Origin of the sequence: Actinomadura formosensis NBRC 14204 (genome assembly GCF_001552155.1) — a bacterium.
GTDB classification, from domain to species: Bacteria; Actinomycetota; Actinomycetes; order Streptosporangiales; family Streptosporangiaceae; genus Spirillospora; species Spirillospora formosensis.
This window is the reverse complement of record NZ_BCQQ01000152.1, coordinates 1-14910: the sequence shown is the minus strand read 5'-3', so window position 1 is coordinate 14910 and position 14910 is coordinate 1. Positions and strand designations below refer to the sequence as shown.

17 protein-coding genes are annotated in these 14910 nt (G+C 69.1%); 8 read left to right on the top strand and 9 right to left on the bottom strand.

The annotated features are described in order from the left end of the window. The first annotated feature begins 314 nt into the window (after window positions 1-314). Window positions 315-1145, top strand: coding sequence for a DEAD/DEAH box helicase (locus tag AF1_RS28475; RefSeq protein ID WP_067806109.1), 831 nt, complete (start codon window positions 315-317; stop codon window positions 1143-1145). Window positions 1146-1220: 75 nt separating this feature from the next. Here AF1_RS28475 and AF1_RS28470 read toward each other — a convergent pair whose 3' ends face one another. The 4 genes from AF1_RS28470 to AF1_RS28455 all read right to left on the bottom strand — a co-directional run bounded on the left by AF1_RS28470 (window position 1221) and on the right by AF1_RS28455 (window position 3627). After that, a complete protein-coding gene (locus AF1_RS28470) occupies window positions 1221-1415 on the bottom strand; it encodes a DUF397 domain-containing protein (RefSeq protein WP_067806106.1) in 195 nt (64 codons plus the stop codon). Window positions 1416-1427: 12 nt separating this feature from the next. Continuing rightward, window positions 1428-1619, bottom strand: coding sequence for a DUF397 domain-containing protein (locus AF1_RS28465; RefSeq protein WP_067806117.1), 192 nt, complete (start codon window positions 1617-1619; stop codon window positions 1428-1430). A gap of 8 nt (window positions 1620-1627) precedes the next feature. Beyond that, on the bottom strand, window positions 1628-2497 hold the full coding sequence (locus tag AF1_RS28460) for a helix-turn-helix domain-containing protein (RefSeq protein ID WP_067806102.1): 870 nt from the start codon (window positions 2495-2497) through the stop codon (window positions 1628-1630). A 518-nt stretch (window positions 2498-3015) separates the two neighbouring features. Beyond that, complete coding sequence (locus tag AF1_RS28455; RefSeq protein ID WP_169804062.1) at window positions 3016-3627, bottom strand: hypothetical protein; 612 nt, start codon at window positions 3625-3627, stop codon at window positions 3016-3018. 240 nt (window positions 3628-3867) lie between these two features. Between AF1_RS28455 and AF1_RS28450 the strand changes: the two genes are divergently transcribed. Next, window positions 3868-5487: a hypothetical protein gene (locus AF1_RS28450; RefSeq protein WP_067806096.1), complete on the top strand. Its 1620-nt coding sequence runs from the start codon at window positions 3868-3870 to the stop codon at window positions 5485-5487. Between the two features lie 77 nt (window positions 5488-5564). On the opposite strand, the gene AF1_RS28445 is transcribed toward AF1_RS28450, so the two are convergent. After that, the gene (locus AF1_RS28445) at window positions 5565-6242 is read right to left on the bottom strand and encodes a peptidylprolyl isomerase (RefSeq protein ID WP_067806093.1); all 678 of its coding nucleotides are present in this window, start codon (window positions 6240-6242) and stop codon (window positions 5565-5567) included. 517 nt (window positions 6243-6759) lie between these two features. On the opposite strand from AF1_RS28445, the gene AF1_RS28440 reads away from it, so the two are divergent. Together AF1_RS28440 and AF1_RS28435 are read left to right on the top strand one after the other, a co-directional pair. Continuing rightward, complete coding sequence (locus AF1_RS28440) at window positions 6760-7395, top strand: RNA polymerase sigma factor (protein ID WP_207394141.1); 636 nt, start codon at window positions 6760-6762, stop codon at window positions 7393-7395. Then, the gene (locus AF1_RS28435; protein WP_067806092.1) at window positions 7392-7916 is read left to right on the top strand and encodes a hypothetical protein; all 525 of its coding nucleotides are present in this window, start codon (window positions 7392-7394) and stop codon (window positions 7914-7916) included. The genes AF1_RS28440 and AF1_RS28435 overlap by 4 nt, the downstream gene beginning before the upstream one ends. Before the next feature lie 204 nt (window positions 7917-8120). On the opposite strand, the gene AF1_RS28430 is transcribed toward AF1_RS28435, so the two are convergent. Continuing rightward, window positions 8121-8723, bottom strand: a complete 603-nt coding sequence (locus AF1_RS28430; protein ID WP_131732829.1) for a hypothetical protein — start codon at window positions 8721-8723, stop codon at window positions 8121-8123. A 296-nt stretch (window positions 8724-9019) separates the two neighbouring features. Here AF1_RS28430 and AF1_RS33815 point away from each other — a divergent pair, with 296 nt between their 5' ends. Beyond that, entirely contained in the window at window positions 9020-9679 is a 660-nt protein-coding gene (locus AF1_RS33815; RefSeq protein ID WP_242608936.1) for an RNA polymerase sigma factor, read from the top strand. Between the two features lie 234 nt (window positions 9680-9913). After that, complete coding sequence (locus AF1_RS36015) at window positions 9914-10060, top strand: hypothetical protein (protein WP_217999853.1); 147 nt, start codon at window positions 9914-9916, stop codon at window positions 10058-10060. Window positions 10061-10099: 39 nt separating this feature from the next. On the opposite strand, the gene AF1_RS28425 is transcribed toward AF1_RS36015, so the two are convergent. Beyond that, a complete protein-coding gene (locus AF1_RS28425; protein ID WP_067806087.1) occupies window positions 10100-10585 on the bottom strand; it encodes a GNAT family N-acetyltransferase in 486 nt (161 codons plus the stop codon). A 172-nt stretch (window positions 10586-10757) separates the two neighbouring features. Between AF1_RS28425 and AF1_RS28420 the strand changes: the two genes are divergently transcribed. After that, window positions 10758-12161, top strand: a complete 1404-nt coding sequence (locus AF1_RS28420) for a sigma-70 family RNA polymerase sigma factor (RefSeq protein WP_084263430.1) — start codon at window positions 10758-10760, stop codon at window positions 12159-12161. Here the strand turns inward: AF1_RS28420 and AF1_RS28415 are convergent, their stop codons facing one another. Beyond that, entirely contained in the window at window positions 12162-12941 is a 780-nt protein-coding gene (locus AF1_RS28415) for a CAP domain-containing protein (RefSeq protein WP_207394140.1), read from the bottom strand. A gap of 182 nt (window positions 12942-13123) precedes the next feature. After that, window positions 13124-14011: a hypothetical protein gene (locus tag AF1_RS28410; protein ID WP_131732828.1), complete on the bottom strand. Its 888-nt coding sequence runs from the start codon at window positions 14009-14011 to the stop codon at window positions 13124-13126. Window positions 14012-14422: 411 nt separating this feature from the next. Between AF1_RS28410 and AF1_RS28405 the strand changes: the two genes are divergently transcribed. Then, window positions 14423-14848, top strand: coding sequence for an ATP-binding protein (locus tag AF1_RS28405; RefSeq protein WP_067806076.1), 426 nt, complete (start codon window positions 14423-14425; stop codon window positions 14846-14848). The last annotated feature ends 62 nt before the right edge of the window (window positions 14849-14910 follow it).

Sequence of the window (14910 nt, the reverse complement as noted above, 5' to 3'; positions counted from 1 at the left end):
ACTTCAACGACTACGGAGAGGATGGAGCGGACCTCGACGGCGGCGACGGTCTATGGCCGTTCTCTGCCTCGATATTCGCGGAAGTCGCCGACCAGCCGCCCAAGACGAAGACAATTCCCGGCACCTTCTGCGAAGCCGGACACGTCTGACTGGAAGCCCTCTGGAATTCCTTCCGTAAGATGACAGAGAAAGGGTCCCCGTCCGAGCGTCTGATCGGACGGGACCCTACATTCTGTGGGTCTCCACCCCGCGATCAGAAGAAGTGTTTCGGTCATACTCGCGCTGTCGGCCACGCCGGGTGCGGTGACCGGCACATGGACGTGTTCGAGGTGCACGACCGGCTGATCAGGGACTATTCCGCCTTCGCCGCGCCCCTGGTCGAGGTCCGTGACGAGCGCATCGCCGAGCACCTGCGGGAGGAGGAGAAGGGCAAGGTCCGCTGGCCCGACCCCTGGCTGCCGCTCAACCCGAATTTCGAGCCTGGCGGCACCGTTGCGAACTCGTCGAGGACGAGGGGGAGCGCACCCCTCATCCTGCACAGGCATCGGCGCGAGGCGATCGAGGCGGCGCGCGAGAAGGACAGCTACGTTCTCACCACCGGCACCGGCTCGGGTAAGAGCCTCTCCTACATCGTCCCCATCGTCGATTCGGTGCTGCGCGACCCGGAGCCCGGCCGGATCAAGGCGATCGTCGTCTACCCGATGAACGCGCTGGCGAACAGCCAGCTCCACGAGCTGGAGAAGTATCTGACGTGGGGGATGGCCGCCGGTGACTGTCCCGTCACGTTCGCCTGCTGCACCGGCCAGGAGCTCCCGGAGGAGCGCGACCGCGTCATCAGCGCCAAGCCGGACATCCTGCTCACCAACGGGGCGCCCTTTATCTGGGATGAGGAGCGGCGGTTTGCGATGCGAGTTGAGTTGGACGCTGCGTACTTCCACCTCTGCGGCGTCGGTCGTGATGATGTCGGCTACATCATGGACAGCTTTGGTGCCTTCCAGCGCAACGATCCTGAACGGTTCGCGCGGACCAAGGCGCTGATCTTGGATGTGTATGACGCGATGGCGCGGGCCATGGAGACAGGGGAGCCGTACAAGACGATCCTCGATCCGCCTCCAGGAGAAGGGCCGCGCCACCCGGACAGGTGAACGTGGGAGCTTCAAAACGCCAGCAGCCTTGAGACGGGGCAGGCTCGTCTCAAGGCCGATGATGTCCGTAGGGGGTCAGTGGTCGTCCGCACGGATCTTGTGAAGGAAGATCCGCCACTCGTCCCTGGTGAACTCCAGGGTTGGGCCGTTGCTGTTGAGCTTGGTGTCGCGGACACAGATGGTGCCATTGGTGGCTCGGCCCACTTCGATGCAGTGGCCGTTGGGTTCGCTGTGGCGTGACTTGCGCCAGTTGGTGAAGTGTTCGTTCATCGCTCGATTCCGTCAGAGCTGATCGGGCCGGACGGCCTTGAGGAAGGCGCGCCACTCGGTGGGGGTGAACTCGAGGATAGGGCTGTGGTTGAGCTTGGTGTCACGGACGCCAATGCTCCCGTCGTTGGCTTGGGCAACTTCGACACAGTGGCCGTCCGGAGCGCTGTGAGTGGATTTGCGCCATCCGGAATAGTGCTTGTTCATGTTCCCGATCATGCCTGGTCGGTCACCCGGTTGGCTACCTGTTCAAGGAAGGCAATGCTGTCTTCTGGGGGCAGGGCGGCCTCTCGCAGTCGGTCGTACATAACGTTGTACCTCGCGAGTTCGCCGCGCTGGGTGAGGATGAGGTCAGTGGTAACGGTATCGACTACTGCTATCGGCGGATCACCGGGCTCAGCGAAGGCGTAGAGGTAGAACGACGACTGGGGAGGAAGACCGCCGGGAATGCGGGCGTTGTGTAGGAGTACCCGGACGCTGATCAGTTTTCTCTTCGTGACCGTCGTGATCATGTGGCGGAGCTGGGCGGCCATCACTTTTGGAGGTACTGCCAGCCTGTGGATCACGCATTCGTCGAGGATGGTCTCGTAGGTCGGGCCGTCTGGTCTGAGCAGTTGGCGCTGCCGGGCCGCGCGAGCCTCGGCCATCCGCTCCGGCTGGTAGTCGAGCGTCCGCTGGCTCTCATCGAGCTTAACGAGGGCGTCGATGAACGGGCGACACTGTAGGGAGCCAGGCATCGCGGTTTGGTCGTAGCTGCGGACAGTAGCGGCGTTGTACTCCAGATCGGCCGCGAGCTTCTGGCGCGGCCCCATGGACATGCCGTACTGGTCCCACCAGCCCTTCTGTCCGGCCTCGCGGGCGAGCTGGCAGATCCGGTCGTACTGGCTGCCGGTGACTTCGAGGGCGTCAAGGATGTTCATGATCTCGATGAGGTCCGGGCGGATCTGGGCGTTCTCCAGCCGGGAGATCTTCGCGCGGTTGTAGAACATGAGGCGGGCCAGGCCATCGGTCGTGAGGCCGCGGCTCTCCCGGAGTTTGCGGATCTCGGCCGCCAGCCGGCGGCGGCGGACGTAGGGGATCGGCATGGCCGTCCTCCCGATATCGCGTCGAACACAGTCCGTGCTGTTCGTTAACTCTTCACGGTCAACCGCTGTGGAGTAATCGTATGGTCACATTCGGGCAAATGCTCGACACGCACACCGCTAACAGCGCCATAAGCCATATCGCCACGCTCAAATCCGCACGTGCGGCCTTTGTGTGTCTGATTCGGTCGCAAAAATCCTAATCACAAAGCCCACATGTCCGCATGTGCCGGATTTGTGCCCCCGCCTTTGTGAGTGTCAATTCGCTCAGCACTGAGCACCGCGCCCGGCGTCCCGAGAGTCCAGGATGGCCCGGCAAAGATGACCCGCCGCCGTCACCCAGCACTCAAGGCTGAGGCCCGCCAACCGCCGCCAACCACGCCCGCAGCCCCGGCCGCCGCGCCCTTACCTCCGGCTTCCGACACCGGACGATGGGCGGCCAAGGAGTGCTGTCCGGCGAGTACCGCGACTTCGTCGCGAATGGCCGTCCGCCGGGACGGTGGAAGCCGGGTCGGCGGACGTCAGTCGGCTCGCCGGTCCAGGGGGATCACGCTGGCGACGCCGGCTCGCGAGTGGGTGATCAGGGGACGGCGGCCGCGTACCGGGATGGTGATCCAGGCCGGTGCCGCGGTCTCCTTCACATGACATTCGACAGGCAGGTAGTTTTCGGGCCCCAGAGAGCCGTGGGTGACGATGACGCTGTCATAAACCTGCTGGGAGGCGATGAACGCCAGGTCGACGTTGGGCTCGTCCAAGGCTTCGCGCAACTGCGGGGCGTTCAGCAGACGGAACATGTGGTTGATCGCCGTGCCGACGACGCCGTGATCGTCCTGGTGGACGGGGCCAAGGTGCAGCGCGGCTCGCAAGCGGATCCGTCCGGCGGTGCTCGACAACCTGTTGTAACGCTGAAGCCGGGCTCGGATGAGATCCAGCAGCGGGTCGATGAGCAGGCCCGGCGACTCCTGCGGGCCGCCGATGAGCAGCACCCCGTCGCCGCGGTCCTCCCGGATCGCCTCACCCCACGACAGGCCCGCCCCCTCCCACGACTCCAGCAGCACCTCGTACAGCCTTTCCCTGACCGCGAGCTGCACCTCGTCGTCACGCTCGGGCGCGCCGAAACCGGCGATGTCCACGCCGAAGATCGGGCGAAACGCGGGCGGCGGTGTGATGCCCCGGGGATTCATCAACGTGTCGTGGCCTGAAACGTGCATGGTCGTGCCCCCTCCGATGCTTCGCCGGTGGTCTGCCGTGGTGAGCGACATGTGTCGAGTTTGATGTCTGTGGACGTCCCGAGGCCGGTGCTTGAATCGGTGACGCAGACGGTAAATAAGTCCGGTCCCGGTGCCCGGGGCCCTGCACGCGGCGGGCGGTTCATGGAGGCGAAACTCGGACGACCGGCCAAGGCGGCGGATCCCGCCCGCGCCGGCGCGGACGCACTGGTGGGCTGGCTCGCCCGGACCCACCGCTACAACGCGTCCGACGCCGAATCGGCGACCGCCGCCACGTTCGCCGCGCGGATGACCGCCGCAGGAGCGCCCCGGAGCATCGGCCCGGCCATGATCTCGCGCCTGGAACGCGGGACCGCGTCCTGGCAGGCCCAGCATCTGGCGTCCTACGAGCGGGCGCTGGGCCTGCCCGGAGGGCGGCTCGCGGGCCCCGCGCAGAAAGTGCTGCGGGCGCACGGCGATCGGGGCGACGACCGGTCGTGGCTCCGGTCCGCGGCCGCGGCCGAGCAGCGGGCCGCCGACATCATCGACGGCGTCCTCGCCGCCGACACGGTCACGGCCGCCGACTGGGACCTGCTGTCGGCGCATCTGCTCGCGACGGGACGCAGACTCGGCAGGCGCACCTGGGGCGCCCTGGTGGAGCGGCTGATGCTGGAGATCTGCGCCGCCCAGGGGATCGATCAGGAGTTGAGGGCCGAGGCCCTGCTGCGGATCGGGCGGGCGGAGATCGCGGTCGGCCTCGCCGGGGAGGTCGCCATCGGCGCCATGACCCAGCGGGGCAACCCGGCATCCTTCCAGCCCCTGAAGATCTACCAGCGCGCCCCTTCGCGGGCACCCGCCGCCTGGGTGGTGCGGGCGCTGCTGGATCCGCCGGACCGCTGGCTGCTGCGTGAGCTGTTCACCACCGTGGCGGCACTGGTCGACGCGGGATCCTGGCGGCCTTCCGCGCAGCAGTTGAACACGCTGCGGAGGGAGTGCCAGGAGACGATCAACGACGCGCAGGTCGAGCTGGAAGTCCGCCGGGCCGCCGTGCAGCTCTCCCGCCGCCTGCACCCGGCCCCGCACCTGGGACTGCACGGGGAAGTGGGACCCGACCTCGTCTATCTCGCCAAGCCCGCCCGCATGGACCCGCAAACAAGCCGGTACCAGGCCGCATGCCTGCGCCTGGCCGCCGAGATCCAGGGCATCGGCCTGGTCTGGCAGGCCAAATGGGAGCAGGGCGAGGACTCGCTGCTCGGGCACATCCTCGTCCAGAGCCTGCTCGGCCACGACGACACCACCCGGTCGGTGTACACGACGCTGCTGGTCAACTCCGGGTATCGCGACGCCTTACGGCACACTCTCGCCCGTTGGCTGCACCAGGGCGCAGACCACCAGGACCCTGGCCTGTTGCGGGCCGTCATCCGTCTGTTCGGCAAGGTCGCCGAGGGACGCGAAGACGGGTGGACGCTCCTGAACATGATCGGTGCGGACCGGATCGAAACCGACACGCGCGTCCAAGCGTGCTGGGCACTCGCCAATGCCGCCCCCCGGATGCCCCCGGACGTGCCCGACACCATGCTGGAGTTCTGCCGCGGCCGCTCCTTCGGCGCCCAGGCCACCACGGCCCTGAGATCGGCCGTGGCGGCATGCGGCCGACGAGACCGGCGCGACGTCCTCCGCCTGCTGGCGGAGGACCGGGACCAGGCGCTCGCCGTCCGCGACGAATGCCGATGGTGGAACGCCCTGCCCGGCTACGTCCGTCAGTCGGTGAGCCTCGCCGGCTAGCATCGTCGGCGCGGGATCGACGTTCGGGAGCACCCCGGCCACTATGAGCCGGTCGCGGGTGGCATCGGCTTTGGTGATCAGCCCCGGATGAAGACGCGGTGGATCTTGACGGGCTCGGCGGGCTCGCCGTCCAGGGGGCCGTTCTCGCCGGGGATGATCCCGACCTTCACGATCCGGTCGAGGACAGGAAGGCCCCGGGTGACCTGGCCGAGCACGGTGTAGGCGGGCGGGATGTCCGCGCGGGAGTGGACGAGGAAGAACTGGCTGCCGTTGGTGTCGGGACCCCAGTTGCCCATGGCGACCGTCCCGCGCGGGTAGGTCTCCTCGCCGGTGAGCTCGTCGTCGAACTTGTAGCCGGGGCCGCCCTTTTCCGCCGCGTAGATGTCGCCGCACTGCAGGACGCCGAGCCGCGTCGAGTTGGTCAGCCGCCAGCACCGCGTGTGGTCGTAGAACTTCTGCCGGGACAGGCTCACGAAGCTGTGCACCGCGCACGGCGCGTTCGCCCTGTCCATCCGGATGCTGATGGGACCGAAGTTCGTGACCATGACGACGTCCACCTTGCCGTGGGCGCGGGCCTTGGGACGGGGAGTACGCACCGGCTTCGCGGCCGGGTTGTCGGGGGTGGGAGTGAACACGCACCGGGCCTGGTGCCCGCCGTCGGCGGGGGACACTGGCGATGCCTGGGCGGCGCCCGCCGGCGCGAGCGCGGCGGCAAGGGCGATGGCGAGGGCGGGGAGGGACCAGTACGGTTTCATATTGCACTACCGTAGCGGCGGGACGGCCGCCGCACTATACGCGCCGTCCAGTGACCGACCGGCCGTCCGCGCGGCGATTCCCGCCGTAATCTGGGACTTCACAGAAGTTGCCAGGGTGACCGTAGGGAATTGGGCAACGTCCAGATCGCCGTGCGTGATCGCTGCTGCGGGATGCCGGGGCTCTGGTCCTCCGAGCCCGGCCGGCGACCCGGCCCCCGGCCATGGAAAATTCCGCATAGCCGTTCAATGGGCGGCGGCAACAGGACGTGGTGTCAGCGGGTGAGCGGTTTGGCGAAGACGATGCCCCATCGCTCCACCGCCTCCAGCAACGCCGTGCCCGCGCCGCCGCGACTGGTGTCGCCGGTCCGGCCGACGCGCACATCGCCCGCGTCACCGGCTACCGCCGCGGTGATGGGTGCGGTGATTCGTCGTGCGCAGGCCCCGGTGGCCCGATCCGGACACGTGTCCCCGCCGCCCGGACACGGAACCCCGTTGCCGTGGGCGGACATAAGAGGATGTGAACATCTTCGTCGACACCCCCGAGCCCGGGAGCGCCCACGACTGGCCGCGCGCCGACGCAGAGCTGTGGTCGGCTGCGGCCGGTGGTGACGCTGATGCGTTCGGCGCGTTATTCGAGCGGCATGCGGACGCGGTCTACAACCACTGTTTCCGCCGCACCGCCGACTGGGCCGTGGCCGAGGACCTCACCTCGCTGGTGTTCCTACAGGCGTGGCGCCGCCGCCGCGCGGTCCGCATGACCGGCGAGTCGATCCTGCCGTGGCTGCTGGCGGTGGCCAACAACCTGCTGCGCAACGCCGACCGCATGAGCCGCCGGCAACGGCGGCTCCTGGCTCGGCTGCGGCCCGCCGCCGAGCCCGATACCGAGCCCGACATGGGGGAGGAACTGGCGGCCCGGCTCGACGACGAGCGCACCATGCGGCGGATCCGGGAGGGACTCGACCGCCTGCCGGCAGCCGATCAGGAAGTGCTGTCGCTGGTGGCATGGTCGGGGCTGTCCTACGCCGACGCCGCCGTCGTGTTGGAGGTACCGGTCGGCACGGTGAAGTCCAGGCTCGCGCGGGCCAGGTCGCGGCTGCGTCAGATGCTCCCCGACGACACCCTCGAAGACGGTCAGGAGAGGAAACTGCGATGAACGACCCGATGGACGAGACCCGTATCCCACGGCCCAGGCCCATGCCGCCGCACCGGCGTGCGGCCCGTACCGAGTTGCTGACCCGGGCGGTCGCCCGCCGCCGCTGGTCATGGCGGCGACGGTTGGCGATCGCGATGCCTCTCGCCGGTGCCGTCGCACTCGGCACCACCGGCGCGTTCGCGTTCGTCGCCCACCAGGAGCCCGCGGCGCAGCGGCACACCATTCGCTGCTACAGCACCGGCGAGTGGGACAACAAGAGTTTCTACAGCGAGGTGGCTCAGGCCGTTCCCGCGGGAGCCGGTGCCGGTCCCGCCGATGTCAACGATGTGCTTGACGCCTGTGCGACCTTGTTCCGGCAAGGTTTCCTGCGTGAGGGAGACCCTCGCTTGCATCACGAAACGGACGGTGAGCCCACCCGGCCGACGCCGAGGCTGGCGGCGTGCGTACTGCCCTCCGGGCAGGTCGCGGTGTTCCCGGGCACTACGTGCCGGCAACTGAAACTGTCCGACCTGGCCGAATAAGGTCGCCTCAGAACCTGCTTCCAAGCCTCTGCCGTCGTTGAGGGGGAGCGATGGGAACAGCCCGCCGTGCCGAGGCCGCCCACCACCGGCAAGCCGGCCGATCCGCCGTCTGTCGGCACGATGTGGGACCGCGGTGCGGAGCCGTAGAATTTGCTGCGGCTCCGCACTACGGTCATATGGTTCCGCGGGGTTCAGAACAGGAATTCAGATCCATTTGATGGACGAAGCCCTGTCGTTCATGGCATCGCCGATGTATCCGGTGGTGCCCCAGTAGCCGGTGCTGGCGCCTTGGAAGTTCGTGTGCTCCCAATGCCTGCTCAGGCAGTTGGCATAGGTCCTGAACGATGAGATTCGGTCGTTCCACCATCCGGTGATGCTGCCGGCCTGCCAGTCCACGTCACTCGAGTTGTCGCAGCCGCCGGACGTCTCCCATGTCAGAGAGGCGCCTTGAAAATTGATGTGTTCGTACGAGATTTCGATGACGGTCGCGGCTTTCTGTCCGGCCGACTGGCCTTTTGTCTGAGCGATGGCGTTGATGCGGTCGTTGAAGGTTGCACTGGCCACGGCGGTACGGGCGTTTCGGGGAGCGTCTGTGATCTTCCCGTTGGTCGCGTCGTTGATGGCCTCGGTGAACGTGTCGTAGCAGCTTACGCTGCCGGATGCGGCCAAATGAACTACACAGTTCCGGCCGGGCTTCGGAACTGTTCCATTGGTCGGTGACGGGGACGCACTGGCCGCCATGGGCGAGAGAACCGTGCTGGTGGTGGCCGCGATGGTCGCAGCGGCGACCAGAAGGACAGAGCGCATCGGTTGATCAACCTCCAGGGTATCGAATCGGCTGATTGCTCGGATCTTGATCTGTGCTGACCAAACGCCGGAGCGGGTTCGGTTCGGGACATGAAGACAGGGCGCGTGTCTCGCCTCCCCTCCTGCCTCGCTTCTGACGGGCGCCCACGTAAGGGTTTTCCACGATGGTCGTACAGGCGGGTCTGTCAGTAGCTTTCGACCTGTCTGTCAATGTCGTTGTTGACTGCCTTACCGTCTTACACGCATCATCCGAAGCCGTCCGTTGCATCGGTGGCTCAAGATCTTGGATGTGCCCTGTGGATCCGAACTCCGACGATGGTTTCTCCCAGTACGTCAAGCAGGTCAGGCCCGAACTGCGGCGGAGGGCGTTCTTGCTCTGCGGCGACTGGTTCGAGGCCGACGACCTGACTCAGAAGACCCTGGTCAAGGTGTTTTCTCAATGGCCGCAACTGGACAACCGCCGGCAACTGACCGGTTTCACTCGCACGGTCATGGTTCGCACCTACATCAGCGATCATCGAGCCGCCCGATGGTCACGGGAGGTTCTCACCGAGCACAATCCCGAGCCCGAGCCGGTTGACCGGGATCACTTCGACCATCGGCTGCTGCTGTCAGCTCTTGACAGGCTCGGTCACCGGCAGCGCGCGACCATCGTGCTGCGCTACTGGGAGCAACTGACCGTACGTGAAATTGCGGATGCCCTAGGCTGCGCACCAGCGACGGTGCGCAGCCAAACCTCCCGGGCACTGGCCACACTCCGCTCCCTTTTGCGATGCGATTCCCCATCCCATGACGCTGGAGATCAGGACCCGATCCAGAAACGACACGCCCATGAGCGAAACCCCGCACACCCCATCCAGCGGACATCGAAACGAGGGCGCCACCGCCGGAATATTGCAAGAACTTTTCAAGGAGTTCCGGGCGAGCTCGGATCTACCGCTGACGAAAAGCGATGACGAACTCATCGCTGAAATCCGCACCGCCTGCGGCGCTCCGGCGACCGGCCCGGCTGATGACCGGTACCGCTGCGGCGGCGCACGGCACGTGCGCGGTCAGGTCCCCGGCGACGATGCCGGCGTCCCGGCACCCGCGATCCGATCACGCGAACCCGGTCTCCTATGCGGCCGGTGACACGCATGCACCCGGGCTCAACCCCGCCGAGGACGTCTGGGCGCTGCTCAAGCGCGGCCATGGCCGGCTTCGCCGCCACCGGGCCTTGCCGGCTGGTCCGCATCGTCGAACGCGGGCTGAAGAAGATCCAGTACCGGCCCCAGCCGAAAGGGATGCCTGATCAAGACCGGTCTGGCCATCGAACCCCGGTGACCGACGAACGCTGACCTCGATCTTTCACGGTGCTCGGGAGGGGGCCGCTTCGGTCAGGTGGGGTCGCCTTTTTCGGTTTTGAAGGTGCGGAAGCCTCGGCGGTGGTAGTTGGACAGTGCGCGGGGGTGGTCCAGCGACGATGTGTGCAGCCAGACCCTGGTCACGGCGGGGGCCAGTTCCCAGGCTCGCCGGACTCCGAGCGTCAGCGCGTATCCGCCCAGGCCGTGGCCGATGAACCGGGGCAGGAGCCCGAAGGTCTCGATCTCCACTTCGCCGGGGTGGAGCCGGTAGGAGATCGTGCCCGCGGGCTCGCGCTCGAAGGACAGCATCCAGACCGTCCGGGCCGGGAACCCGGTGGCCCATTCCTCCTGCGTCCGGCTGGCGCTCGTCCAGCCGTAGGGGGTGCCGACCCCGGCGTGCAGTTCGACGATCAGCGGTGAGTCCGGCTCCAGGGGGGCCAGGGCCAGGCCGGGCACCGGGGCCGCCGGGGCGAGCTGGTCGCGAGCCGTCATCTCGACATACGTCACGATCTCCGTCATCCGCGCAGCCTATTCGGACAGGTCCGCGGGACGGAGACGGGCGGGGGCGGTCGTCGTTCCAGCGATACGCCTGCCGCCCGGGGGCGGGGCGAGGAGAATCGGCGGGATTCTTGTTATCTGTGGTGATTCGTGAGGTCTCCAGAGGGATCGGCGGAGACTCTGGAGGACGAGGATGAGTGTGGGCACGGATGTGGACCTGCTGGTCCGGGCGGCACAGGACGGAGATGCCGACGCCCGGGAGCGGCTGGTCGCCGAGCATCTCCCGCTGCTGTACAACGTGGTCGGCTGGGCGCTCAGCGGCCACGCCGACGTGGACGACGTCGTCCAGGAGTCGGTGCTGCGCGCGCTCGGCGGGCTGGGCGGGCTGCGGGAGCCGGCGCGGTTCCGGTCCTGGCTCATCTCCATCGCCATGAACCAGGTGCGCCGCCGCTGGTCGGCGCAGCGCGGCAGGACGCCGATGGATCCGCAGGCCATGGCCCAGGTGGCGGGCGCCGAAGGCGACTTCGCCGAGCTGGCCGTCCTGCGGCTGGAGCTGTCGGAGCAGCGCCGGGAGATCGCCGAGGCGACCCGCTGGCTGGACCCGGGCGAGCGCGACCTGCTCGCGCTGTGGTGGCTGGAGGCGTCCGGGCACCTCACCCGCACGGAACTGGCGGACGGGCTGGGGCTGTCGGTCCCGCACGCGGCCGTCCGGGTGCAGCGGATGAAGAAGCAGCTCGTGACGTGCCGCGCGGTCGTCCGGGTGGTGAGCGGCCGGCGCTGCGACGGGCTCGGCCCGGTGCTCGCCGGCTGGGACGGGCGGCCGTCCCCGCTGTGGCGCAAGCGGATCGCCAAGCACATCCGGGGGTGCCGGCACTGCGCCGCCCGGCAGCGGGATCTCGTCCCGCCCGAGGCGCTGCTGGCGGGCCTGGTGATGGTGCCGCTGCCCGCCGACTCCCCGCTGCACGCCGTGCTGACCGGCGCGAAGGCCACGGCGAGCGCGAGCGCGAGTGCGGGGACGGGATTCGGGCCGGCCGGCGCCGCCCGCTGGGTGGCGGGAGCGGCGGTGGCGGGTGTCGCCGCCTCGGTCGTCTACTGGAGCCTGCCGGACCCGCCCGACCCGGCGCCTCCCGCGCCTCCCGTCACGGCACCCCTCCTGCGGACGCCGCCGCGCACGCCCGCACGCGAGACCGACAAGGGCTGGGTCGCGCCGCGCCCCACCGCCGAGCAGCAGGTCGTGGAGCTGATCAACGCGGAGAGGGCCGGAGCGGGATGCCGCCCGCTGCGCGTCTCCCCGGCCCTGCACCGGGCGGCGCAGCGGCACTCCGCGGACATGGCGGCCCGCGGCGTCCTCGACCACGGCGGCGCCGGCGGCGACGACCCGGGGGAGCGGATCACCGCCGCCGGCTTCGGCTGGAGCGTCTGGGCGGAGAACATCGCCCAGGGCCCCTCGACCCCGCCCGCCGTCGTGGCCGGCTGGATGAACAGCCCGGGCCACCGGGCCAACATCCTCGACTGCCGGCTCACGATGGTCGGGATCGGGGTCGTGCGGGGCGCCGGAGGACCGTGGTGGACCCAGGTCTTCGCGACGCCCCGCTGATCAGCGGGTGCTGCCGAACACCTGGGTCCAGTACGGGCCGCCCGACGTCACCACGCCGACGCCGATCTCGGCGAAGCGGCAGTTCAGGATGTTGGCCCGGTGGCCGGGGCTGTTCATCCAGGCCTGCATCACGCTCTCGGGGGTCGGCTGCCCCATGGCGATGTTCTCGCCGTAGGTGAACCAGTTGTACCCGGTGGCGGTGATCCGGTCGCCGGGGCCCTGCCCGTCGGGGTTGGTGTGGTCGAAGAAGTTCCGCCGGGCCATGTCCTCCGAATGGCCCTGCGCGGCCCGCTCCAGCAGCGGGTTGGGCGTCAGCGCGCCGCATCCGCTCCTGGCGCGCTCCTCGTTCACCAGCGTGACGATCTGCGCGGCGTAACTTCCGGCCCGGCCGTTCGCCGGTGCCTTCGGCCGGGACGGCACGGGGGCGGTCGGACGGTGCCGTGGCGTGCGCGGAACCGGCGTGCGCGAAGCCCGGGGGTGCGGCTTCGAGGTCTTCCGATTCTCCTTGCGGGCCTGTTTGTGGCGGGCCGTCCCCGTGGGCGACGGCTGTGTCACGGCGGGGACCGCCAGCTTGGTGGCGGCGGGCGACACCGATGAGGTGCCCGCCGCCGGGACGGCGTCGGAGCCGTCCCCGAACGCGCCGCTCACCGTCCCGGCGATCCCGCCGGCCAGCACCAGCCCCGCCGCGCCCGCGGCCGTCCACGCCACTGCGCGCCTGGACGCCTTCCGCGGCCGCCGGTGACCCGGCCCTTCGCTCTTGGGGGGAGTGGGGGTGCTCATGCGATGCCCCATCCTTTCTCGTCGGGGTGTGTGGACACCGTGCAGACCCCGGCCAGGACGGGCGATAACACAAAAAATCCAGATACTTCGGAGTCGGGCGTGCCGGGCGGGTTCGCCGAGGTGACGGAGTCACCGCGGCCGGTGCCCCGGGGGTTCCGGCGGCCGCTTGGGCCGCGCGGGCCTCAGTGCAGCCCGCTGAGCCATACCGGGTCGGTCTTCGGCACCACGCGGACCGCGATCGCGGCGGTGCCGGGCCCGCGGGTCGGGAACTCGCCCGGTCCGGCGCCGCGGGACAGGTAGGCGAGGCCCTGCCGCAGGAAGGCGCGCGGGCCCGGGTCGAGATGGGCCGCCCACGCGGGTTCGGTCTCGTGGCGCAGCCAGGCGTAGCAGGCCATCGCGTAACCGAATTCGCGCTCCGTCAGATAACCGAGCCGCGAACAGCCGTCGTTGCGGGCCGCGTTCAGGGTGCGCTCGTCCAGATGGCCGAGGGGCTGGACGGAAAAGCCGCGGCCGGTTTCGCCGAATCGCAGCGCCGCGTTCGTGGCGAAGACGCCGAATCCGAAGAACACGGTGAGGAGATCGGTCAGCCGCTCGTGGTCCTTGCGTTCGGTGGTGATCCGCCTCTCGCCCAGCAGCCGGACGTGGCACAGTTCGTGTGCGATGACGGCGATCAGGTAGGCGGCGTCGGACGCCTCCGTCATGTCCAGCCCGATCACCGCGCGGCCGTCCCGGACGTGGTGGTGCCCGACCGCGCGCCGCTGGTCCCGTGTCGCCGCGGTGCCCTCGTCCGCCCGGCCGAAGAGCTCCACGACGAGGCCGGACGGGTCGATCCCCATCACCTCGCACACCTTGGCGACCAGGCCGTCGATCTGCTCCGGCGTCCCCGTGTACGCGGCGGACCACAGCTCCGGACCCGGCACGGCGATCCCCCGCAACACCGGCTCCAGGCCGAACTGGCGGACGAACCAGGTGATCGACGCCTCGATCCACGCCTGGTGCGCCACACCGACCGGGCAGTCGGTGCGCACCGCCGGCGACCAGGGCCGCGGCCCTTCCGGCTCTCTGTTCATCGTGCTCCCTGACGGTCGTCCACACCGGGCCGCCACCTGCGCCGGCGGCCCTGCGGAATGGTTCGCGGTCGCGACCACGCGGCATTTTTTATCACGCCTTACGTGGGCATCGCCAACATTGGCGAAATGTCGTGCTTCTTGCCATCATGGAATGGCTCGGATGGGGAATGTGAGCGTTTGAATAATGTGCGTGCGGCGATTGTGCCCATGGGGAACGCGTGGGCGAATACCGCACGTGCGGGATTTGGGCATGTGAGAGACGCCTGTGCCGATCCGCGGGGCGGGGCACGCATTGTGCGGATTCTTCGTGACCGGGGGGCGACTTTCTGTGACGATCGCTGTGCGGACCAGGGGTGACCCGAACGAACCGCCATACGTCCACCACGTCCGATGCGACCCGAGGTGTTACCGATGACCCCGACGCTGCTCCCGGCAGCACAGCCCGCGCCGCTGCGCTGGCGGCGCTCCTTCCCCGGCGGGCCCGAGCAGGCCCGCGACGTCCGCCGGTTCGTCGGCTGCCTGCTGGCCGGCTGCCCCTTCCTCGACGACGTCCTGCTCGCCGCCGACGAGCTGGTCGTCAACGCCCTCCGGCACACCAAGTCCGGGCAGGACGGCGGCATCTTCGTCGTCGAGGTCGCCCAGGACGGCGGCATGGTCGCCGTCTCCGTCGCCGACCAGGGCGGCCCCGGCGAGCCCGCCGCCCTGGACGCCGGCGACCTCGCCGAGTCCGGCCGCGGGCTGCGCACGATCTCGCTCACCGCCGCGAGCTGGGGCTGGCACGGCAACGGCGAGGGCCGCACGGTCACCGCCGTCTTCGCGGGGCACTGGGCCGCGTGACCGCCGCACCCCGCACGGCGCCGCCGCCCGCACCGGCCGCCGGCCCCGGCCGGTCCCGGCGC

Coding starts and splice junctions, on each gene's coding strand:
- AF1_RS28475 (WP_067806109.1), top strand. CDS start 315: ATGGACGTGTTCGAGGTGCACGACCGGCTGATCAGGGACTATTCCGCC.
- AF1_RS28470 (WP_067806106.1), bottom strand. CDS start 1,415: ATGAACGAACACTTCACCAACTGGCGCAAGTCACGCCACAGCGAACCC.
- AF1_RS28465 (WP_067806117.1), bottom strand. CDS start 1,619: ATGAACAAGCACTATTCCGGATGGCGCAAATCCACTCACAGCGCTCCG.
- AF1_RS28460 (WP_067806102.1), bottom strand. CDS start 2,497: ATGCCGATCCCCTACGTCCGCCGCCGCCGGCTGGCGGCCGAGATCCGC.
- AF1_RS28450 (WP_067806096.1), top strand. CDS start 3,868: ATGGAGGCGAAACTCGGACGACCGGCCAAGGCGGCGGATCCCGCCCGC.
- AF1_RS28445 (WP_067806093.1), bottom strand. CDS start 6,242: ATGAAACCGTACTGGTCCCTCCCCGCCCTCGCCATCGCCCTTGCCGCC.
- AF1_RS28435 (WP_067806092.1), top strand. CDS start 7,392: ATGAACGACCCGATGGACGAGACCCGTATCCCACGGCCCAGGCCCATG.
- AF1_RS28430 (WP_131732829.1), bottom strand. CDS start 8,723: ATGCGCTCTGTCCTTCTGGTCGCCGCTGCGACCATCGCGGCCACCACC.
- AF1_RS36015 (WP_217999853.1), top strand. CDS start 9,914: ATGGCCGGCTTCGCCGCCACCGGGCCTTGCCGGCTGGTCCGCATCGTC.
- AF1_RS28425 (WP_067806087.1), bottom strand. CDS start 10,585: ATGACGGAGATCGTGACGTATGTCGAGATGACGGCTCGCGACCAGCTC.
- AF1_RS28420 (WP_084263430.1), top strand. CDS start 10,758: ATGAGTGTGGGCACGGATGTGGACCTGCTGGTCCGGGCGGCACAGGAC.
- AF1_RS28415 (WP_207394140.1), bottom strand. CDS start 12,941: ATGAGCACCCCCACTCCCCCCAAGAGCGAAGGGCCGGGTCACCGGCGG.
- AF1_RS28410 (WP_131732828.1), bottom strand. CDS start 14,011: ATGAACAGAGAGCCGGAAGGGCCGCGGCCCTGGTCGCCGGCGGTGCGC.
- AF1_RS28405 (WP_067806076.1), top strand. CDS start 14,423: ATGACCCCGACGCTGCTCCCGGCAGCACAGCCCGCGCCGCTGCGCTGG.